At 37.7% G+C, this 20,490-nt stretch carries 17 protein-coding genes and 2 tRNA genes; 9 read left to right on the top strand and 10 right to left on the bottom strand.

Annotated elements, in window-relative coordinates; translation table 11 throughout:
• Window positions 1-68: 68 nt before the first annotated feature.
• The 4 genes from JL102_RS20680 to JL102_RS20695 all read right to left on the bottom strand — a co-directional run bounded on the left by JL102_RS20680 (window position 69) and on the right by JL102_RS20695 (window position 2,477).
• Entirely contained in the window at window positions 69-662 is a 594-nt protein-coding gene (locus tag JL102_RS20680; RefSeq protein WP_202246377.1) for a recombinase family protein, read from the bottom strand.
• A 121-nt stretch (window positions 663-783) separates the two neighbouring features.
• Entirely contained in the window at window positions 784-2,019 is a 1,236-nt protein-coding gene (locus JL102_RS20685) for a site-specific integrase (RefSeq protein ID WP_237390685.1), read from the bottom strand.
• A gap of 280 nt (window positions 2,020-2,299) precedes the next feature.
• Window positions 2,300-2,374, bottom strand: a tRNA-Pro gene (locus tag JL102_RS20690).
• A gap of 16 nt (window positions 2,375-2,390) precedes the next feature.
• Window positions 2,391-2,477, bottom strand: a tRNA-Ser gene (locus JL102_RS20695).
• Window positions 2,478-2,763: 286 nt separating this feature from the next.
• On the opposite strand from JL102_RS20695, the gene JL102_RS20700 reads away from it, so the two are divergent.
• The 8 genes from JL102_RS20700 to JL102_RS20735 all read left to right on the top strand — a co-directional run bounded on the left by JL102_RS20700 (window position 2,764) and on the right by JL102_RS20735 (window position 10,558).
• Window positions 2,764-3,732 carry a vWA domain-containing protein gene (locus tag JL102_RS20700; protein ID WP_202246378.1) on the top strand — a complete coding sequence of 323 codons (969 nt, stop codon included), beginning with the start codon at window positions 2,764-2,766 and terminating at the stop codon, window positions 3,730-3,732.
• Between the two features lie 9 nt (window positions 3,733-3,741).
• The gene (locus JL102_RS20705) at window positions 3,742-4,671 is read left to right on the top strand and encodes a tetratricopeptide repeat protein (RefSeq protein WP_202246379.1); all 930 of its coding nucleotides are present in this window, start codon (window positions 3,742-3,744) and stop codon (window positions 4,669-4,671) included.
• A gap of 126 nt (window positions 4,672-4,797) precedes the next feature.
• A complete protein-coding gene (locus JL102_RS20710) occupies window positions 4,798-5,976 on the top strand; it encodes an acetyl-CoA C-acyltransferase (RefSeq protein ID WP_202246380.1) in 1,179 nt (392 codons plus the stop codon).
• Window positions 5,977-6,070: 94 nt separating this feature from the next.
• On the top strand, window positions 6,071-7,405 hold the full coding sequence (locus JL102_RS20715) for a toxin-antitoxin system YwqK family antitoxin (RefSeq protein WP_202246381.1): 1,335 nt from the start codon (window positions 6,071-6,073) through the stop codon (window positions 7,403-7,405).
• A gap of 40 nt (window positions 7,406-7,445) precedes the next feature.
• A complete protein-coding gene (locus JL102_RS20720) occupies window positions 7,446-8,387 on the top strand; it encodes a phosphoribosylaminoimidazolesuccinocarboxamide synthase (protein ID WP_202246382.1) in 942 nt (313 codons plus the stop codon).
• 50 nt (window positions 8,388-8,437) lie between these two features.
• Window positions 8,438-8,821 carry an STAS domain-containing protein gene (locus JL102_RS20725; protein WP_202246383.1) on the top strand — a complete coding sequence of 128 codons (384 nt, stop codon included), beginning with the start codon at window positions 8,438-8,440 and terminating at the stop codon, window positions 8,819-8,821.
• 15 nt (window positions 8,822-8,836) lie between these two features.
• Window positions 8,837-9,754, top strand: a complete 918-nt coding sequence (locus tag JL102_RS20730) for a ribonuclease Z (protein WP_202246384.1) — start codon at window positions 8,837-8,839, stop codon at window positions 9,752-9,754.
• Window positions 9,755-10,558, top strand: a complete 804-nt coding sequence (locus JL102_RS20735) for a queuosine precursor transporter (RefSeq protein ID WP_202246385.1) — start codon at window positions 9,755-9,757, stop codon at window positions 10,556-10,558.
• Here the strand turns inward: JL102_RS20735 and JL102_RS20740 are convergent.
• Complete coding sequence (locus tag JL102_RS20740; protein ID WP_202246386.1) at window positions 10,555-12,012, bottom strand: TonB-dependent receptor; 1,458 nt, start codon at window positions 12,010-12,012, stop codon at window positions 10,555-10,557. The genes JL102_RS20735 and JL102_RS20740 overlap by 4 nt on opposite strands.
• 334 nt (window positions 12,013-12,346) lie before the next feature.
• Here JL102_RS20740 and JL102_RS20745 point away from each other — a divergent pair, with 334 nt between their 5' ends.
• Window positions 12,347-13,726, top strand: coding sequence for a sodium-dependent transporter (locus JL102_RS20745; protein WP_202246387.1), 1,380 nt, complete (start codon window positions 12,347-12,349; stop codon window positions 13,724-13,726).
• A gap of 161 nt (window positions 13,727-13,887) precedes the next feature.
• On the opposite strand, the gene JL102_RS20750 is transcribed toward JL102_RS20745, so the two are convergent.
• From JL102_RS20750 to JL102_RS20770, 5 genes are all read right to left on the bottom strand, one after another.
• Complete coding sequence (locus JL102_RS20750; protein ID WP_202246388.1) at window positions 13,888-15,480, bottom strand: ArnT family glycosyltransferase; 1,593 nt, start codon at window positions 15,478-15,480, stop codon at window positions 13,888-13,890.
• A 49-nt stretch (window positions 15,481-15,529) separates the two neighbouring features.
• The gene (locus tag JL102_RS20755) at window positions 15,530-16,648 is read right to left on the bottom strand and encodes a glycosyltransferase family 4 protein (RefSeq protein ID WP_202246389.1); all 1,119 of its coding nucleotides are present in this window, start codon (window positions 16,646-16,648) and stop codon (window positions 15,530-15,532) included.
• Window positions 16,649-16,885: 237 nt separating this feature from the next.
• On the bottom strand, window positions 16,886-18,562 hold the full coding sequence (locus JL102_RS20760) for an AMP-binding protein (RefSeq protein WP_202246390.1): 1,677 nt from the start codon (window positions 18,560-18,562) through the stop codon (window positions 16,886-16,888).
• A gap of 325 nt (window positions 18,563-18,887) precedes the next feature.
• Complete coding sequence (locus JL102_RS20765) at window positions 18,888-19,046, bottom strand: hypothetical protein (protein ID WP_202246391.1); 159 nt, start codon at window positions 19,044-19,046, stop codon at window positions 18,888-18,890.
• A 385-nt stretch (window positions 19,047-19,431) separates the two neighbouring features.
• On the bottom strand, window positions 19,432-20,481 hold the full coding sequence (locus tag JL102_RS20770; protein ID WP_202246392.1) for a protein-glutamate methylesterase/protein-glutamine glutaminase: 1,050 nt from the start codon (window positions 20,479-20,481) through the stop codon (window positions 19,432-19,434).
• Window positions 20,482-20,490 lie beyond the last annotated feature (9 nt).

Here is a 20,490-nt window from a genome sequence, read left to right on the forward strand (position 1 = left end):
TTTTTAATAGTCTGTAAAATAATTCATTCTCTTATAGTTTAAAATATTTAACTACAGGAATTGAATAATCATTTTTTTAAGTTATTCTCTTTTTTTTCGTGATTTTCAGCCCATTGAAGATACCGATAATAAGTAGCTTTGGACAGGCCGAGTTCCTTTTGAATCTGAGAAACAGGCACATCTGAATCTCTAGTACGCTTCAGTGCTGCCCAGGCCTTTATCTTACCCTCTTTTGAAATACCGGGCTTCCTCCCTCCTTTACGCCCGTACTTTCTGGCATGTGCTAGTCCTGCCTTTGTGCGCTCGCTTATCATTTCTCTTTCGAACTCAGCAAAGGAGGCAAAGAGATTAAACATTAATCTGCCCTGTGAGGTGGTGGTGTCAATATTGTCATTAATACTCACGAAGTCTACTCCCATATCTTTGAAAGAGCCTACCAGATTCACCAGGTGTCGAAGAGATCTACCCAGTCGGTCTAGCTTCCAGACTACCACGGTGTCGCCTTTCCTTAGATGGCTGATCATCTTATCAAGTTCCGGACGTTCCTTGATGGCGCTTTGCTTTTCCTTAAATATCATTTCACAGCCGTACTTCTGCAGCTCTGAAAGTTGCACCTCCAGCTTTTGGTCTTGGGTGGAAACCCGGGCATAACCTATGTTCATAAAAGTCTGATTTAACGTTGGTTGGTGAGACTTATTTATGAAACTAATTTATGAAACTATTTTGAGGTATGAAAAGGAGTAAGTTGAAAAGTTTCAAAAAACGATCATAATCGGACTCCCTTCAATCATTTTTATTTATAATTGATTTTAATTTACTCATATCAGCACTCAACTTTTGTTCTACCACCTTAGCATAAATCTGAGTAGTTGAAATTTTAGAGTGCCCCAACATCTTACTTACTGATTCTATTGGCACACCATTACTCAAAGTTACTGTGGTAGCAAAAGTATGTCTAGCCAAATGAAAAGTAAGATTCTTTTTAATACCACATAAATCGGCAATTTCCTCAAGGTAAGAGTTTAATTTTTGATTAGACATCCCGGGCAATAAAGTTCGCTCATACATCACCTTAGGATGATCTTGATACTTTTCAATAATATCAAGCGCTTGCTTCAACAGCGGCACTCGAATAGTATTACTGGTCTTTTGTCTTTTTGTAAAAATCCATAATTCACCATCTACTCCTTTTGCAATATTATCAGGAGTAAGGTTCACTACATCAATATAAGCCAAACCTGTATAACAACTAAATATAAATAGCTCCTTCACCTGCTCTAACCGGGAAATACTAAACTTTTTTTGCTCTATTGTATGCAACTGTTCCTCGGTTAAATACCCCCTTTCAACTTTAATAAATTTTGGTTGATACTTTGCAAAAGGATCATGCTTCATCCACTCCATACGTATCGCAAGATTAACCATTTTACGAAAACGCTCCATATGTTTCATAATACCGTTATTCCCTAATGGCTTATGATGATCTTTAGGCTTCCTTTTACGAAGAAAAAATTCAAAGTCCGTAATAAACTTATAATTAATCTGAGCCAGATATACATCAGCTGTTGAACATTTGCTTTTCAGAAACCTTTCCAAATACTTCTGAGTCGTGAAATAATTTTTCATTGTTCCCCAGGCCAAAACCTCTTTCATTTCGGTATTATGGTAGTCAATAAGCTTACATAGTGTATGCTCTTTTTTATCAATTCCTAAAAATTCATTTCTAATAGCCTCTGCAGTAACCAGTTTATTTTGCAATACCATATTCTGATAATGCTGCACTATTTTACTTCTTACTTGCTCTAAATATTTGTTCAAATTTTTCACATCCTCTCGATTACCCCTAGCCAGGCCTTTGCTGGTATTCCAATTGCTTTCCTCAATGGAGCGCTTAATAGAAATATCCACTCTCTTACCGTTTACTGTAATTCTTGCATAGATTGGAGTTTTGCCATTATTGGCCTTATATTTTCTTAAATAAAAAACTACTCCAAATGTGTTTGTGTGGCCTTTCATCATACTTAAACTATTAATTTGTTTTTATTTGATGACCCGGGGGCACCTAATCAAAAGTATTTTTGATATCAAACAGAAATATTTGACAGCAAACAAAATGAATTAAATATCTATTAATCAGATATTTAACCCCTTATCTGTACCCCAAATATAAGATAAAAAAGGGGCACCGAATGGGGCACATTTTTAATGAAATTTAATGTTGATTATTGGTAGGATAAAATAAAAAAAACCTCTAAATCATAAGATTTAGAGGCTTTTGCGAGCTGTTGACTCTTTTTAGTCGGGGCGGCAGGATTCGAACCTGCGACCCCCTGGTCCCAAACCAGGTGCGCTAACCGGGCTGCGCTACGCCCCGAACTTATTTTCATCTGCGGAGAGAGGGGGATTCGAACCCCCGGTACCTTTACAGGTACGGCAGTTTAGCAAACTGCTGGTTTCAGCCACTCACCCACCTCTCCAAGGTTCGTTAACCGTAATTTCTTGCTTTTTTCCAACAGTATGCCGTCCCTCGTTTGCTCTTGTCCTCACTGCTTTCCCTAAAAGCGAGTGCAAATATAACATAACTCTTTTCACTTTACCAAATACATCCTAAAACTTTTTTAAAATATTTCTCAACCTACAAACTAAACCTGCTTTTAACCCGTTATTTGACCAGTCTTATATTTAATAGACTTGGTGTTTGAGTGCAGTTAGAGCTTTTTATATATTTGCCTCTTTGCCATCATTAATGGAAGTTTTTATATCATGAACTGGCTTTACTCCTTATCTGGCCTTGAAATGGCCTTTATATTACTTTTTGTCATATTCTACATCACCTACATTATTAGGGTAGTTAGAGTTGGCAGAAAATTAAGAACCCCTTTCGGACAGGTTTTTATAAAAACCGTAGTTCGTACTGTGTACTTTTCCCTACTCCTTATAGCTTTAATGGGGCCTTCTTTCGGAGAAACGAAAAGAGAAGTGAAATCTGTTGGTAAAGATATCTTTGTGCTTATGGATCTTTCTCAATCTATGAATGCCACTGATATACAGCCTTCCAGATTAGAAAAAGTGAAATTTGAGCTCAAAAATATTGTTGAGTCTTTTAACTCGGACCGTATAGGCATTATCATATTTTCCTCAGAGGCATTTATGCAGGCCCCTCTCACCTTTGATCAAAATGCTCTCAATCTCTTTATAGAAACTTTAAACACCTCTTTGGTTCCCAATGCCGGTACTGACTTCGCCCCGCCGCTACGCATGGCGCTAGATAAGTTAAATAATGAAGACTCTCCTATTACCCAGCAAAAATCTAAAGTAATAGTGCTCATTAGTGATGGTGAAGATTTTGGAGAAGACACCGAGGACGTGGTGAATGAAATAGAAGATCAGAATATTAAATTATTTACTCTTGGTGTAGGCACCTCAAAAGGCAGTAAGCTTATGGTAGGTGGTCGGTACAAAAAAAATAATGAAGGCAAGGATGTAGTAACTCGATTAGATAGCCGCACCTTACGACAACTTGCTAAAGATACTGACGGCAAGTATTTCGAAATCAACGAAAGCAATAATGATGTATCCAGATTAATCAATACGATTAACAACATTGAAGGCGAACTTAGAGACACCCGCCAGGTAGATGTTTCTGCTAATCGCTATTATTATTTTTTAGCTGCGGCACTTTTACTAATTTTACTAGACGTACTTGTTTCTGTAAAAACGATTAAGATTTAAAAAAGACCTATGAAATACCTTGTTCTCACGGTTTTAGTAATGGTAAGCTCCTCTTTTGGAGAGCTCGATCGTATCGCAAAAATCAATAAGCTAAAAAAAGAAGCTAAAGAAGCATATAACAGCGGAAATTTTGACAAGGCTATTGACAACTATCACTATCTGCTAGACACTTTGCAGATGGAAGACGATAACATTACGTTAAATCTGGCTAATGCCTATTTCCAAAAGAAAGACACCACCAACGCACTCAATAACTATGAGAGCATCATAAATAGCGATAATAAAAGTGTTAGCTCTGTAGCTCATCAGCAGATGGGAATTATGGCTAACAGGAGCAAGAAATATGAAGAGGCCTTAGATCATTTCAAACAGGCTCTAAAAGCTGACCCTACTAATGAAGAGGCTCGTTATAACTACGAAATGGTAAAAAAAGCTCTTGAGAAACAAAAGCAAGATCAAAACAACGAGGATCAGAACAAGGATAAAAACGACGAAAATAAGGACGAGCAAGATAAAAAAGATCAGGAAAACAAGGATCAGGACAATAACGACAAAAAGGACGGCGATCAGGAAAATAAAGACCAGGAAAATCAGGATCAGAAAAGTGATGATGAGAAAGGTCAGGAAAAAGATCAGCAAGACAAAGAAGGCAAACCTGACGAAAAGGATAAAGAGGGCGACGAGCAGAAGAAAGGAGAGCAAGACGACACCAAAAAGGAAAACGCTGACGAAAAACAACAAGCAGGAGAAGAGAACGATAAGAAAAAAGGAGACGAAGAGAATATGAGCTCTGTATCTAAAAAGCTTAAAGAAATGAACATGCCTCCTGAGAAAGCTCAAATGATTCTTGAAGCCCTGAAAAACAAAGAAATTCAATATTACCAGCAAAACAAGCATAAAGCTACTCAGCCTAAATCATCTGGCAAGCCCGACTGGTAAAAGCACTTTTCACTTCTCCTGCTAAGCACATCTCATGCTCAGTAGGGGAAGTGAAATCACTATTGTTTCCAAAACAATTACCCCGATTACTCAACCGAGTATTCCCTCATTAAAACCAATACTATTATGAAAGAAGTTTATATTGTTTCGGCTATAAGAACCCCCATTGGCAGCTTTGGAGGTAGCCTGGCAAGCCTTACAGCAGTGCAACTCGGCGCCACAGCCATTAAAGCCGCTCTAAGCAAAGCAGGTGTAGAAGGCAGCGCCGTTAACGAAGTGTTTTTAGGAAATGTCCTTTCTGCCGGGCTAGGGCAAGCACCCGCTCGCCAGGCAGCAGTAGGCGCAGGGCTAGGCTACTCGATACCGTGCACCACTGTAAATAAAGTCTGTGCCTCTGGCATGAAGTCTGTAATGCTAGCAGCTCAAAGTATTATGCTAGGCCAAAATGATGTGGTAGTAGCCGGAGGAATGGAAAGCATGTCTAACGTGCCTTACTATGTGCCCAAAGCGAGGTACGGCTACAAATATGGCCACGGCCAGCTAATCGATGGACTCATGCATGATGGCCTGTGGGAAGCTTATAACGAATTTCCTATGGGTAACTGCGCTGATAATACAGCCTCCGAAATGAAAATAACTCGTGAGCAGCAAGATGAATACGCCATCCAATCATACAAACGCTCAGCCGCAGCTTGGGAAGCAGGAAAATTCACTGAAGAAGTAATCCCCGTAGAGGTGCCACAGCGCAGAGGTGAACCTCTTATTTTTGATCAGGATGAGGAATACAAAAATGTAAACTTCGATAAGATCCCTTCTTTAAGGCCTGTTTTCTCGAAAGAAGGCACAGTAACTGCGGCTAATGCTTCTACTATTAATGATGGAGCTTCTACCCTGGTTTTAGTTAGCGAAGAAAAATTAAAAGAGCTTAACCTTACGCCGTTAGCCAAAATAACAGGCTTTGCAGATGCAGCACAAGACCCTTTATGGTTTACCACTGCACCGGCTTTGGCAATACCTAAGGCTATCAAACACGCCGGAATAAATGCCTCTGACGTAGATTATTATGAAATTAACGAGGCCTTCTCAGCAGTGGCTCTGGCCAATATAAAAGAACTCAACCTTAACCCTGAAAAGGTCAATGTAAATGGTGGTGCAGTAGCATTAGGCCATCCGCTCGGCTGCTCAGGAGCAAGAATAATCACAACCTTACACAGTGTATTAAGTCAAAACCAAGGAAAAATTGGCGTAGCAGGCATTTGTAATGGTGGCGGTGGTGCTTCAGCCATTGTTATTGAAAAGGTATAATAAGGCATTTACTTTCTCCAAATAATATCATCATGAGCCTTTCGTTTACATCGAAAGGCTTTTTTTCATTTTATCATGTCACTATCTTTGACTTATGGCTAAATTTTCATTCTTATTAATATTCATAATTCCTTTTACTGTACAGGCTCAAAAAGAGGTTCGTACATTTTATGATGAAGAGGGCACCATACTTAAAGAAGTTTACCATGTTAGCAATGATGATGGTGGCATTGAAGGTATCTACAAAAAGTTTTACCCTCAAAGTGAATCATTAGCTGTAGAGGGGCATTTCACCCAAGGAGTAAAAGATGGTATTTTTAAAGAATACTATGAAAATGGTCAGCTCAAAAGAGAGATGAAGTTCAATAAAGGACAGAAAGAAGGGCCTGTAGTAGTTTATAGCGCTAGCGGAAAAATCATTCAAACCGCCAACTTTCAGAATAATGAAATAGCTGATAGCCTTTACATTTACTACGACTCAGGCAGCCTTAAAAGCAGAGGGTATTTCGTAAATGGTAAGCCTGATGGTACTCTTCTTGAATATTACCCTGCTGGCAGTATTAAAAAGGAGATTTCCTACCAAGGAGGTTTTCAATCGGGCATCACAAAAGAGTATTATGAAAACGGGCAGCTGCTAAATGAAGGCAACTACCATAAAGGGGTATTAAATGGCTATTACAAAACCTACTATGAAAATGGCCAGATAGAAACTGAATCAGAAATGGAAGAGGGGGAGAAAACAGGCGTTTTCAAAACTTATACTAAAGAAGGCAAGCCCCTGCTTATCGGACACTACAAAAATGGCCTAATGGATGGTGAAAATATCGGCTATTATGCTGATGGCTCTATCGAACATCAATTCAATTATTCAGAAGGAAAAAAAGCAGGCAAGTCATTCTATCATAATAATGCTATCAAAACCATATACAAGCTATCAAAAGGAAATTCGGCACTCACCATTGAGCGCTATGACTCACTGGGGCATTTATTAGCTACCGAAAAATTCGAAAATGACAAGGCTCATGGCCAATGGATTGATTATTATGAAAATGGAAATAAAAAGAAAACCAAAAACTATGATAAAGGTAAGCTAAACGGCCTATTATCTACTTATCATGAAAATGGCCAAAAAGAATCTGAGACTGTATATCAATTTGATCTAAGAAAAGGCACTCATACTGAATATTATGACAATGGACAGGTAAAAACTTCCATGAGTTTTCATAACGACAAGCCCCATGGTTCCTTTAAAACGTATCATAAAAATGGCCAGTTAGAGATAGACGGAGAGTATGTAACCAACAGAAAAGTAGGACATTGGAAGTATTATAATAACAATGGAGAGCTGGAAAAAATAGAGACTTACAGCAGAGGTAAGCTTAAAAATGTTGACTCCGGCCCTTTTGAAGAGCAAGAAACAAAAGAATAAATTTTTAATCTGTTCCCGGCTACTTAAATTTGCGCCACCTATGAAATCCCTTAAAGAAACAAATTATAACTTCCCCGGGCAGACCAACTTTTACAGAGGCAAGGTTCGGGACATTTACTATTTTGATAAGAAAATGGTAATGGTGGCGTCAGATAGAATTTCGGCCTTTGATGTAGTACTTCCTAGAGCTATCCCTTTTAAAGGACAAGTGCTTAATCAGGTTGCTCAAAAAAATCTGGAGGCAACCCGTGATATTTGCCCTAATTGGCTAGAGGCTAGTCCTGACCCGAACGTAGCTGTAGGACTCATGTGTGACCCCTTTCCTGTAGAAATGGTAATAAGAGGCTACCTGGCTGGCCATGCCTGGAGAGAGTACAAAGAGGGAAAAAGAAGCCTTTGTGGTGTAGCCTTACCAGAAGGACTGAAGGAAAACGACAAACTTCCTCAACCTATCATCACCCCTACTACTAAGGCACACGAAGGACATGATGAAGATATTTCTAAAGAAGAAATTTTAAAATCTGGCTTAGTGTCTCAAGAAGACTACGAACAGCTAGAAAAATATACATTTGCACTTTTTGAACGAGGAACCGAATTAGCCAAAGAAAGAGGCCTCATCCTGGTAGATACCAAATATGAATTCGGTAAGCTAAACAATGAAATTTATCTAATTGATGAGGTACACACACCTGACTCTTCTAGGTATTTTTATTTGGAAGGATATGCAGACAGGCAAAACAACGGAGAATCTCAGAAGCAGCTATCTAAAGAATTTGTGAGACAATGGTTAATAGCCAATGGCTTTCAGGGTAAAGATGGACAATCAGTACCTGAAATGACTGACGAGGTTGTAAAATCGATTTCTGATAGGTATCTTGAGCTTTTTGAAAAGGTTACTGGAGAAGTTTTAAATAAGCAAGATTATTCAAACGTAGACACACGTATTGAAAATAAAATTCTCGAATATATTAAAACTCAGTAAGCTGAATATCAGTTTAAGGAAGAAGTATCTCAACTAAACCAAAGAAAAAAATGAAATATACTATAGATAAACAAGATAAATATAGCTTATTGAAGCTACATGAAGAAAAGCTGGACTCCAGCATTGCTCCTAGCCTAAAGTCAGAGTTAATTACCACTCATGCGGAAGGGGTAAAAAATATCATCCTTGATTTATCGGAAGTTAAATACACTGATTCTTCTGGCTTAAGTGCCTTATTAGTAGGCAACAGGGTAATTCAGGAAGATAGCGGTATTTTTGTATTGGCAGGACTTTCAGAACATACTCATAAACTCATAAAAATATCTCAGCTAGACAGTGTTTTAAACATACTGCCTACTGTAGAGGAAGCAGTAGATGCTGTGTTTATGAACGAATTAGAAAACGACCTGAAAGAAGGAGAAGAAGATCATTGAGTTGAACCTATAAATTTGTCTTTCGAACTAAAAATACTCGGATCCAATTCAGCCACACCTGCGTATGGCAGACACCATACCGCCCAGCTATTAAGGGTTAAAAGTCATAATTTTCTTATTGACTGTGGTGAAGGCACACAAATACAGCTTTCAAGGTATAAGTGTAAAGCGTTACGCATTAATCATATTTTCATAAGTCATTTGCATGGTGATCATTATTTAGGTCTGATGGGCCTAATTTTCACCATGCATTTGCTACAGCGCAAAGATGACCTCTTCATCTATGGGCAAAAGGGGCTTCAAGAGATTATTACTACACAACTGAAGTACTCAGACACTTCTCTTAATTACAAAATCCATTTTCATGAGCTACAAAATGACTGCTCAGAATTGCTTTTTGAAGACAAGTTACTCACCGTTCATAGCTTCCCCTTAAACCATAGAATAGCCTGTTGTGGGTTTTTATTTAAGGAAAAACCCAAACCTATTCGCCTGAATAAAGAGAAACTTCCGGAGAACATCAGTTTAGCACAAATAGGCGACTTAAAAAAAGGTCTTGACATAATAGACGATGAAGGCAATGTTTTATATAAAAACAGCGATATCACCCTTCCTCCAAGAAAAAGTAGAACCTATGCCTACTGTTCAGACACTAAGTATGATGAAAGTATTCTCCCTTATATCTCTGACGCAGACTTACTTTACCATGAAGCTACTTTCTTAGAAGAAAAAGCTATATGGGCAGAAAAGACCTTTCACAGCACTACGACTCAGGCGGCTACAATAGCCAAAATGGCGGGTGTAAAACACCTGCTTATCGGACATTATTCTGCCAGATACAAAGATCTATCTCCATTTTTAAATGAAGCTAAATCTGTCTTTGAAAACACTTCCCTAGCTACCGAAGGAGAATCTACACATGTGCCTGAATAAATGAAAAATATCATAGACAAGAAAACCAACCTCTTCATTATATTAGGAGGCATTTTTCTCACCAATGCACTATTAGCTGAGTTAGTAGGCACTAAAATATTTTCTCTGGAAAACACTATAGGCCTACCCCCTGCTCAAATTTCTATGCTCGGAGACTGGGTGCTTGATTTTAATCTAACTGCCGGGGTAGTACTATGGCCAGTGGTATTTGTTACTTCTGACATCATTAATGAATACTTTGGGAAGCAAGGGGTGAAAAAAATCAGCTACCTCACTATTATTTTCATCATATACATGTTCTTGATTATTTCAGTGGTGAGTTGGCTTAAACCTGCTCAGTTTTGGCTAGATGTAAATGCCACAGATGATGAAGGTAATGGATTTAACATCAACTACGCCTTTAATAAAGTCTTTTTGCAGGGTTCTCGTATAATCATCGGCTCCCTGGTAGCCTTTTTAATAGGCCAGTTACTAGATGTATACGTGTTTCATAAACTGAGAGCCATAACAGGTAGTAAAAAGCTATGGTTAAGAGCAACAGGGTCTACGCTCATTTCACAGTTGGTAGATAGCTTTGTGGTATTATTTGTAGCCTTTTACCTATTAGCCGCAAAAGACTCAAAATGGTCTCTTATTCAGGTATTATCGGTAGGCACTATTAATTATACCTATAAATTTATAATAGCTATAATTATGACACCTACCTTGTACATTATCCATTCATTAATAGATAAGTATTTAGGAAAAGATAAAGCCCATGAGCTCATGGAAGATGCTGCATCAAAAAGTGGCTCCTTTTTTTAGGAGCCTTGTTTTTCCTTATCTACCAATTCTTTAGTAGACACATCTGTATCACAAGGATAATCAAAGAGGCATTTTTCCTTCACTGCACTCACTACTTTTCTGGGCACCATGGCCTCCCATCCCTCTTCTCCTGATTTAATCATAGATAATACATTATCAGAAATAATATGCAAGTTATCTACATTAGCTCCTTTTATATTTTCAAGCTTGTCATTATCTATTAAATAACCAAACAAGCCCTTTAATTTAGATGGAAGCTCAAAGTTATCCAATGTGTACAGCTCCTCTCCCTCCTCATCTGGCTTAGTAGCTGGGTACACATAAATCTTCACATTATTGCCAAATAAAGTTCCGAATGCTTCCAGCACACCTCCTCTGAGGTCTGTATAATATTTCTCTTCAAAAACGCGCTGAAGGTTATAAATACCTAATATGATACCAATCTTTCTACCTTTAGTAATCTCAGAAAGATAATCTACTAGCTTATAATATTCAGGATAATTAGATATCATCACATTTTGCCCTAGCGAGCAAATGATATCCACCCTATTTAAGAAATCCGTTTCATCTATTTCACCTTCCATTCTTAGGTCACTGAGCGTGAGCTCCGTAAGAACCACTATTTTGTCTCTATCTACATCTGGCTCCCTTTTAAAATGGCGCCTAGAGGCCAGTAGCATATCCACATTCACATGTGTCACCGGTCTGAAGCGGCCTCTCAGTATTAGAACATTCTTCTTATAGAGTGCTTCTGAGGGCTGCATAGCATTGCCATCAGGTCCAAACATGGCTGCATGAGTGAACCCACTCTTCACAAGCTTAAGACTCATCAATCGGTTATCTACATGAGAATAATCAGGACCGCTAAGCCTAAACATATCTATTTCTATACGGCCCGGAGTAATGCCATCCATTAAAGACTCTAGCAACTGCTCTGCATCTTTAAAAAAGAAACAACCGAATATCAGGTTAACACCGATGGTACCTAATGCTTGCTGCTGCAAGAGCACATCATTATCACTCATCTTCACATGAAGAACACACTCGTTATACTCACCTCCTGGTGTACACTGAAAGCGAAGGCCTATCCACCCATGTGGCTGATTACTCCTTTTATAATTAAGTGCTTCTACTGTATTAGCAAAGGCAAAAAACTTAGTATTAGGTGCTCTGTGGGGCAATCTTTCTATGAGTAAATCATATTCATGCTCCAGCATTTTCATTAACCTGGGCTCACACACATATCGCTCACAGTACCCATATATGGCATCACTAAAACTCATGTCATAAGCTGACATAGTTTTTGCTACCGTACCTGATGCTCCACCTGCTTTAAAGAAATTTGCAGCTACTTCTTGCCCCGCTCCTATTTCCGCAAAAGATCCATAAATGTCTTTGCTTAAATTTATCTGAAGAGCTTTTTCCTTTGTGGTTAATTTTCTTAATGAGTCCATTCCTTTGCCTGTTCTTCCTCAAAACCAATGAGGTTATATATCTAAATACAAATATTTAATACGCCATGTTTTACACACTGCAATATTAAGAATAAAGGGGTTTACTATTAGACCATTTCAGTGATTAAAAGTCACCAATAGTAGTGAGAGATTTAATCCTTTATTTTTTTCAAAGGTAGCCTAGTGGAATGGAAATGGCCTATATTTTCATGTAATATTACTGATTTATTAACGTTATATAACCTTTTGTATAGAAATAGAACTTCGCGTTGTCTTTTTCTTTTGAATAATCATAAAATGTACATATTTTCAACGCCCGAAACTAAAATACATTATGGCAAACAGAGGAGGATTTAGTAGTAAATTAGGATTTATCTTTGCAGCTGCAGGCTCAGCAGTAGGGCTAGGAAATATATGGAAATTTCCCTACGAAGCAGGCTTAAATGGAGGAGCTGTTTTTTTAGTTATATATCTAATATTAACGGTAGTGGTATGTTATCCAATTATGGTTGGAGAGATCGCCATTGGAAGAAAAGCCCAGGCCAACGCCTATGGTTCCTATAAAAAATTAGGAGGGCGAAAATGGGGCATGATCGGTCTCTTTGGAATTATATGTGGAGTGATGATACTCTCCTTTTACAATGTAGTAGCTGGCTGGGCTTTTGGTTATTTCCTTGAAATATCTTTTGGATCACTATTAAAACAAGGCAACTATTCTGACTTTTTCAACTCTTATGTAGCTGATATTACAGATAATTTTATTTTCTCCTTCTGCTTTATGATTATAACTGCATTCATAGTAGTAAAAGGTGTGCAGGGAGGAATAGAAAAGGCTTCAAAAATATTAATGCCTGTTCTTTTTATTATTCTAATAGGCCTTATTATATATGCCATCACTTTGCCTAACGCTATGGATGGTGTGAAATATTACTTACTACCAGACTTCAGCACCTTTAGAGCAGAGGCTCTTTACTCAGCACTAGGTCAGGCTTTCTTTTCTCTTTCATTAGGTATGGGAGCTTTAATCACCTACGGCTCATATATTAGCAAAAATGATAATATTATATCATCCGCTGCTATGATTACGGTAATGGATGCCGGAGTAGCCTTCCTTGCAGGTTTGCTCATTTTCCCATTAATCTTTTCTCAAAACCTACAACCTACTGCAGGTCCAGGTCTCGTTTTCGTAGTGCTCCCTGGGGTGTTTGAAGCTATGGGACCTTTCATCGGTAGAGTAATAGGCGGTGGATTCTTTCTTCTTTTATGCTTTGCTGCATTAACCTCTACCATCAGTTTATTAGAAGTACCGGTAGCTTACCTGGTAGACGAAAAGAAATGGCCTAGAAAAAGAGCTGTTTGGCTGCTTGGCTTAATAGTATTTATGGTAGGTATACCTAGTATGCTATCTCAAGGAGCTGTAGAGCTTTTCACTAAGCTAGGTTTTTATGGAGATAAAGACTTCCTCACCTTTGTAGCAGAGGTATTTAGTGATGTCAGCTTACCATTAGGAGGTTGTTTGATGTCTATATTTATAGCTGTAAAATGGAAAAAAGAGAACTTCAGTGACGAAATAGCTCAAGGAAACCCGAATTATAAAGGTTCTTTTCTGGAAAAGTTTATTAACGTGATGATCACAATGGTGAGCCCTTTCATTCTTGCTTTCTTATTCATCAATACAGTATTGGCTAAATTCTTCGAGATAAGCATTATATAAGCAAAAGATATTTGATCTTGATAAAAGAAAGCCTCCTGAATAGATTATTCAGGAGGCTTTCTTTTTTTCATGAACTTCTTTTAAGAAGCACGAATAAAATGATTTTAAAATGATCAATCAATAGGCCTAATACACCAAATCAAGAGAATAGTTCGTGCTTTCTAATCTTCCACCTTATATACTCTGGCCACGTCATTTCTATGAATTCTTGGATTGAAGAAATGCAGTAACTGATCAAAGTGAGAAGGATTTATTTCTGTTTCCAACTGTAGCTTCTTTCCTGGAAACAAAGCATCTACACGCTTTTTACGATCTTCAAAATTTTGATCTCCTTTAAAAATAACATAGTTGGGACTTTTCTGCACACTATCCATCTCCATTTGGAGTTCTTGCACGGTCTTATCTGATCCTAGGCTAAAAACCATCTTATAATCCGGCTCCAGATACTTTTTTGTGGCTTTAACTTCCAATATTCCGCCTAAGTTATCTCTGAATTCATTATAATCTACACAGCCAGTCCCCATATAATACACCGGGACTTGCTTTACAGACCCCCTCTCACTTTCTACAATAACACTACGCACATCATTTTTATGATATAGATAATACATAGGCTCCACCCTGTCTCTTTTTGTAAAAGTAAGAGACATAGCTACTGCTGCTGTTATATTAATGCCCCAGAAAAAAGTCCACATCCCTCTATGCAATTTCTGATGTTTCAGCCAAAATTTTGATTTAGCCACAAAATCATTCCAACCAATTATGCCTATAATGATTAGCATAGGATACATAGGCAGGATAAAGCGTTCTTGCTTATTGGGAAATAAACTATGTACTAAAAAGAAGATAATAATTCCCACGTACATCATTGGCTCAATCTTCCTTCCCTTTAAAAATCCCCAAAGGATAAACACGCTCACTGGAGGCACTAAAAACCCGAAAGTAGTGAGTAAAAACTTGTGAGGACCGCCAGTAATGTAGTTATAAGCATTCTCACTATTATAGGTAAAATAGTCTACCACATACTGAAAAGGATAATCAAAGAATATAATATCAGGTATACCTATTATTATAAATGCGGTTATAAGAAACCCGAGCGTAAAAACTAAGCTACCTACCCATTCTTTTCTAAAAAGAAATATAATGCCTATACCTCCTGCAAATAGTACCGTATGCATCCTAACAACAAAAGCCAGCCCGAACAATGCGCCTGCAACAAAAAATATAAAAGTCTTTCGTTTATCCCTGTGTTTTAATAATAGGTAAAAGGCACCAAGCATAGGAGGGACACAAACCAACTCCGCCAAAAATTTAACACTTAAATAAGGCATAAACCACAGTAAAGCTAGCATCCACCCCACCAGGTTAGCTGCTTTTCTGTTAGATAGCATAAAAGTGATCTTATAGGCAAAATATATGGTTAGCAGCGAGTAAAAGGCATGAAAAATCCTTAAAACCGTAGTTTTCACGATAGGATCCATAACACCTACACCTTCCATCAACCATATAAATACGGCATTAATACCAGCATAAAACATGCTATGTTTGGGCGGATGATCTGACTCAAGCCAGTGAGGTATACCACTAGCCCAGTGCTGAGCGACTCGGGTAACACAAAAGTGATCATCATGAAAAGCATAGCCTTCTGAGAAAAATGAAGCCAGCAACCTTAAGAATAAGCCTACAGCTAAAATTACCGTCAGAGGATTACTTTGTATGTACTGCCTCCAGGAGGAATTACCTAAATTAGTCAAACCTTATAAATTTAATAATTGGCAAAACTAATTTTTTAATTCCTTGAAATCAAGGAGCTGAGAGGTGAGCGGAAGTAATAGTCTCAGTCTGAGAATATAATAGATTATTAAAAAGATCTTCAAAATTCAATACTGTTCTGTTAACTGAAAATTCCTGTGCTGTCTTATACCCTTCTACTTTCAGCTGTTCTGACAGTTCAGTATCATGGTAAACAGCCATTAATGAAGATGAAAGTTCTCCTATATTATTATCCTGAAATAGTAATCCGTTTTCTCTATCTCTGATCAAATCTAAGTTACCGGCCAATGAAGTAGCTATTACAGGCACTTTAAGGTACATAGCCTCCAACAACGCCTGAGACAACCCTTCCATTCTTGAGGGAAGCACTTTCACATCAAAAATCTTGTAATAAGCCAAAATGTGATCCTGACCTACCATTCCTTCAAAGAAAATATCATGTTTTAAATCAAACTTTTGGATTAATTTTCTAAACTCTGGAGTTTCTTCAATTCCTACAAAAATAACTTTTGCCCTAAAGTCCAAATCAGCCAGAGCTCGTAGAAGCTGCCCTTGCTCTTTAATACGCGCCACACAGCCTATCACAAAATCTACAGACTTAATACCAAACTTATCCTTTAATCTCTCCACCTGCAAAAGGTCAATATTGGCATATTTTTCAGGAGGGGTTCCGTTATATATGACTTCTATTTTATGTTCAGCAATGCCTTTTTCTAACAATGACTTTTTTATACCTTCACTCACCGCTACTATCTTATCAGCCCCTCGCATATAAAAAAGGCTCTGTATCCCTCCTAAACTCTTAGAAACCTGTCTACGGGTATGTACTATTTTTACTGGCAACTGATATTTCCATTTCGCCAAAATTGAGGTATAGCGATCTTTGCCTGACTGCGCGTTAATAATACTAATACTATATTTACTCACAGCATCTTTAATTTGCCTCATATTTTCGGCATCCCACTTAGAAGCAAAGGTCATAGCAATTACATGCACCTTGCTCTGATTTAGGGTATTATATATTAATGAATCTTTTCTGCAGCCTACATAGATATTGTGTCCCTTACGTGCCAAGCCCTGCGTGAGATAGATAATAGAATTCGTAGACCCTGCAATATCTCCCTGATAGGTCAAAAATAATATGTTCATAATAGAGCTCCTCCAAATGCAAACATTCGCATTTAGAGGAGCTCTATAAAAACAATACAGTTATGAATGTTTTAAGTTTTTATTCCGATTTTGAAGATTTATTTACTGTTATCCTTAAAATTAAGATTACATGAAGTAAAGTAGAGCCTCAAGTACTTTAGAGTAAGATCTAAAAATCCATATTACTAAAATGTAGTATATTGATTAAGAGATATTTAATTCAATATTATTGCAGTATTATGTCTGTTTAGCTTCAGCTTCTCTTAATTCTCTTCTTAGAATTTTTCCTACATTAGATTTAGGTAATTCATCTTTAAACTCAATCTTTTTAGGTCTCTTATATCCCGTGAGATTTTCTTTACAGAAATCTTTTAATTCTTGTTCTGTGAGCGAACTATCTTTTTTCACTACAAATATTTTAACCACCTCTGTTGATCGCTCATCAGCTACTCCTACAGCCGCTACTTCAGCCACTTTGGGATGATTGGCTACAATATTTTCTATTTCGTTAGGATACACATTAAAGCCTGAAACATTAATCATATCTTTTTTACGATCTACAATTTTGAAGAAGCCTTCCTCATCCATCATGCCCATATCACCTGTTCTAAACCAGCCTCCTGAGAAAAATACCCCTTCATTACTTTTATTCCAATATCCAGACATGATCTGCGGACCTCGAGCACATATTTCTCCCACTTCTCCATCTGCCAATTTATTGCCATCCTCATCAAAAACAGCCATTTCAGTGCCTGGTGTTGGCAAACCTATGGTACCCAGACGATGTTTACCATCCAAAGGGTTTACGGACAATACAGGAGAAGTCTCACTGAGGCCATACCCTTCTACCAGAGGAGATTTAGTAACAGACTCCCATTTTTTAGCAACAGCGTCTTGTACCGCCATGCCTCCACCAATACTGGTTTTTAAATGACTAAAGTCAACACTCTGAAAGTCCGATTGATTCAAAAGCCCATTAAACAACGTATTTACACCTGTCATTAGCGTAAACTTATATTTCTTTAATTCCTTAATGAACCCACTCATATCTCTTGGATTTGTGATGAGCACACTTTTAGCCCCAACTCTAAACATGAATAATCCATTAACAGACAAGGCAAAAATATGGTATAAAGGAATAGCCGTGATCATTGTCTCTGGCTTGTCTTTCTCCAAAAGAGGGTAAAACCAATGAGTAATCTGTTTTGTATGGGCTATTATATTTCCATGCGATAGTTGAGCTCCTTTAGACACACCAGTAGTACCTCCTGTATACTGTAAGAAAGCCAAGTCTTCACCAGTTACCTCAGGGCGGGTATAACTCATCTCTTTACCTTCCTTCAGCACATCTTTAAACTTTTTAGCCTTCGGAATATGGAACGAGGGTACCATTTTCTTAATATGCTTAACTACAAAATTTACTGCAAACCCCTTAAGACCTCCAAATAGGTCACCTATCTCCGTAATGATAACATGTTCAATAGGTGTGTCTTTCAAAACCTTCTCCAAGTTACTGGCAAAATTTGCCACTATAATCACAGCCTTCACATCAGCATCTTTAAACTGATGTTCCATCTCTCTGGGAGTATATAATGGGTTAGTATTTACTACTGTAAGGCCGGCACGCAGTGCGCCAATTAAAGCTATAGCATATTGCAGAAGATTGGGCATCTGTATAGCTACTCTATCTCCTTTTTGTAAGTGAAATTTATTTTGTAAATAAGCGGCAAAATCTCTTGACAGTTGATCTACCTCTTTATAGGTGAGAGTTACATCCATATTTACATAAGCTTCTCGATCAGCATATCCTTTGAAGCCATCTTCAAACATCTCTAAAAGAGATTCATATTCCACCGTGCCTAACTCAGCTGGCACACCTTTAGGGTAACTCTTTATCCAAGGGAAATCACTCATAAACAGTTTTATTTGATTCAATCGATTTCGAAAGTAGATAAAGATGCCGAAAAAAGGAAGAAATACCTTCTTTTCTAAATATGTTTATTCAAAAAAAAAGACAATTCTTGAATTAATTGAAACGAATAACGCTAATATGTAATGAAACCGCATTAGTCGGCATATCTATAACTATGGTTGTTTTAAAATTAGCGATGTACTAAAAATACTATAAAGTAGAATGCACAGGTATGATAAACTAAAGTGCTAAGCAAATACATTCAAATGCATAGGTGAAGTGTTTTTTTAAAGCCAAGTAAGTAAGTTTCGAGAATATAAGTTTACGTTAATCGTTGGTCACTAACCTTTCATTGTCAGGTTTGATTTCGGTTTTAACTATGCCATAATCAGCAGCCACCGCTTTTATTTCATCAGTATAAAGTATGGAAAGAATTCCCATGACGGGTAGAATTATGCCCACGGTTTTAATAATCTTGTTTCTCATTTGATTAGGGTTTTCTGAATTTTAGTTTAAAGTTATAGACAAAAGGCAATTCATTTCAAGGGGAAATTCCCCTATAAAACCTAATTATATTTACTTTCAAACACCATATTATATTACTATACAAATGTTAGTTTGTAAGTATTTGGCTCATTTTTTCATCAAATGATCACTTCATACAACACATAAAAGGGTATTTTCCGCTTTTACAAACCATGAAATGTCCACAATAAAAATCAGAACCAATTTGAAATTAAGCTGAAATTAAAGCCACATTATTGAATTGCTCCTATCTTCATAAGAGCAGTCAACTTATTTCATGGTGTTATATTGCAAGGTTCGTTCCAGCGCTTATAATAAACTAAATCAGCTGGCAGAATGAGAATAACTAATAACTGGCCGTAAGACTAACAACAAAAGGTGCAATTTTATCAAGAGCCATAACCTTTTCAACTGCATTTAATTTAATGGCCTCCTTAGGCATCCCAAAGACAATGCAGCTTTTTTCATCCTGAGCAATAGTATACGCCCCGGCTTGCTTCATAGCCAGAAGGCCTTTGGCTCCATCTCCCCCCATACCTGTCATGATTACGCCTATAGCATTTTTTCCTACGTACTGGGCTGTGGAGTTAAAGAGAACATCCACCGAAGGTCTGTGTCGATTTACAGGCTCACCATCGGTAATGCTGACATAATAACGGGCCCCACTCCTTTTTACATGCATATGTTTATTACCAGGAGCTATCAAGGCATGGCCCTTCAAGATACTATCATTATCAGAGGCTTCTTTTACAGTAATTTTACAAATGCTATTTAGCCTATTAGCAAAAGACTTCGTAAAAAGCTCCGGCATATGTTGCACTATGACTATTCCGGCACAATCTAAAGGCATACTTTGAAGAAAATCTAATAAAGCGATGGTTCCTCCCGTAGAAGCTCCAATAGCAATAATCTTTTCAGTGGTTTGCACCATACTCTTTGCTGCTGTAGGCACAGGCGCAGATAGCTGATTGGCACTTAGCTTTTTTCGTAACACGACAGCTTTAGCCGCTCCCTTTACCACATCGATAATCTGCCCCTCTGACTGCTCTATAGCCTCTCGGCTAAATGATGATTTCTTAATAACATCTACTGCACCTAGCTCAAGAGCTTGAATAGCCGTTTCTGTACCTCTATCTGTAAGACTGGAAATAACAACTACCGGAATAGGCCGTTGAGACATGATTTTACGTAAAAAAGTAATTCCATCCATCCGTGGCATCTCTACATCTAGGGTAATCACATCCGGAATCTCCTGTGCTATCTTCTGGGCTGCAATAAAAGGATCTGCAGCTGTACCCATTATTTCTATAGAAGGATCTTTACTTAGGGCATAGCTAAGTGCTTGCCTCATTACAGCGGAGTCATCTACTATCAAAACCTTTATCTTACTCTTCATAAAAAATGT

Origin of the sequence: Fulvivirga sediminis, assembly GCF_016757215.1 — a bacterium.
Classification (GTDB): Bacteria; Bacteroidota; Bacteroidia; order Cytophagales; family Cyclobacteriaceae; genus Fulvivirga; species Fulvivirga sediminis.

Bases quoted from the DNA above. Each gene is read 5' to 3' on its own strand.
- JL102_RS20770 (WP_202246392.1), bottom strand. From the start codon at position 20,481: ATGAAGAGTAAGATAAAGGTTTTGATAGTAGATGACTCCGCTGTAATG.
- JL102_RS20680 (WP_202246377.1), bottom strand. From the start codon at position 662: ATGAACATAGGTTATGCCCGGGTTTCCACCCAAGACCAAAAGCTGGAG.
- JL102_RS20710 (WP_202246380.1), top strand. From the start codon at position 4,798: ATGAAAGAAGTTTATATTGTTTCGGCTATAAGAACCCCCATTGGCAGC.
- JL102_RS20725 (WP_202246383.1), top strand. From the start codon at position 8,438: ATGAAATATACTATAGATAAACAAGATAAATATAGCTTATTGAAGCTA.
- JL102_RS20705 (WP_202246379.1), top strand. From the start codon at position 3,742: ATGAAATACCTTGTTCTCACGGTTTTAGTAATGGTAAGCTCCTCTTTT.
- JL102_RS20685 (WP_237390685.1), bottom strand. From the start codon at position 2,019: ATGATGAAAGGCCACACAAACACATTTGGAGTAGTTTTTTATTTAAGA.
- JL102_RS20700 (WP_202246378.1), top strand. From the start codon at position 2,764: ATGAACTGGCTTTACTCCTTATCTGGCCTTGAAATGGCCTTTATATTA.
- JL102_RS20745 (WP_202246387.1), top strand. From the start codon at position 12,347: ATGGCAAACAGAGGAGGATTTAGTAGTAAATTAGGATTTATCTTTGCA.
- JL102_RS20765 (WP_202246391.1), bottom strand. From the start codon at position 19,046: ATGAGAAACAAGATTATTAAAACCGTGGGCATAATTCTACCCGTCATG.
- JL102_RS20755 (WP_202246389.1), bottom strand. From the start codon at position 16,648: ATGAACATATTATTTTTGACCTATCAGGGAGATATTGCAGGGTCTACG.
- JL102_RS20715 (WP_202246381.1), top strand. From the start codon at position 6,071: ATGGCTAAATTTTCATTCTTATTAATATTCATAATTCCTTTTACTGTA.
- JL102_RS20740 (WP_202246386.1), bottom strand. From the start codon at position 12,012: ATGGACTCATTAAGAAAATTAACCACAAAGGAAAAAGCTCTTCAGATA.
- JL102_RS20735 (WP_202246385.1), top strand. From the start codon at position 9,755: ATGAAAAATATCATAGACAAGAAAACCAACCTCTTCATTATATTAGGA.
- JL102_RS20720 (WP_202246382.1), top strand. From the start codon at position 7,446: ATGAAATCCCTTAAAGAAACAAATTATAACTTCCCCGGGCAGACCAAC.
- JL102_RS20760 (WP_202246390.1), bottom strand. From the start codon at position 18,562: ATGAGTGATTTCCCTTGGATAAAGAGTTACCCTAAAGGTGTGCCAGCT.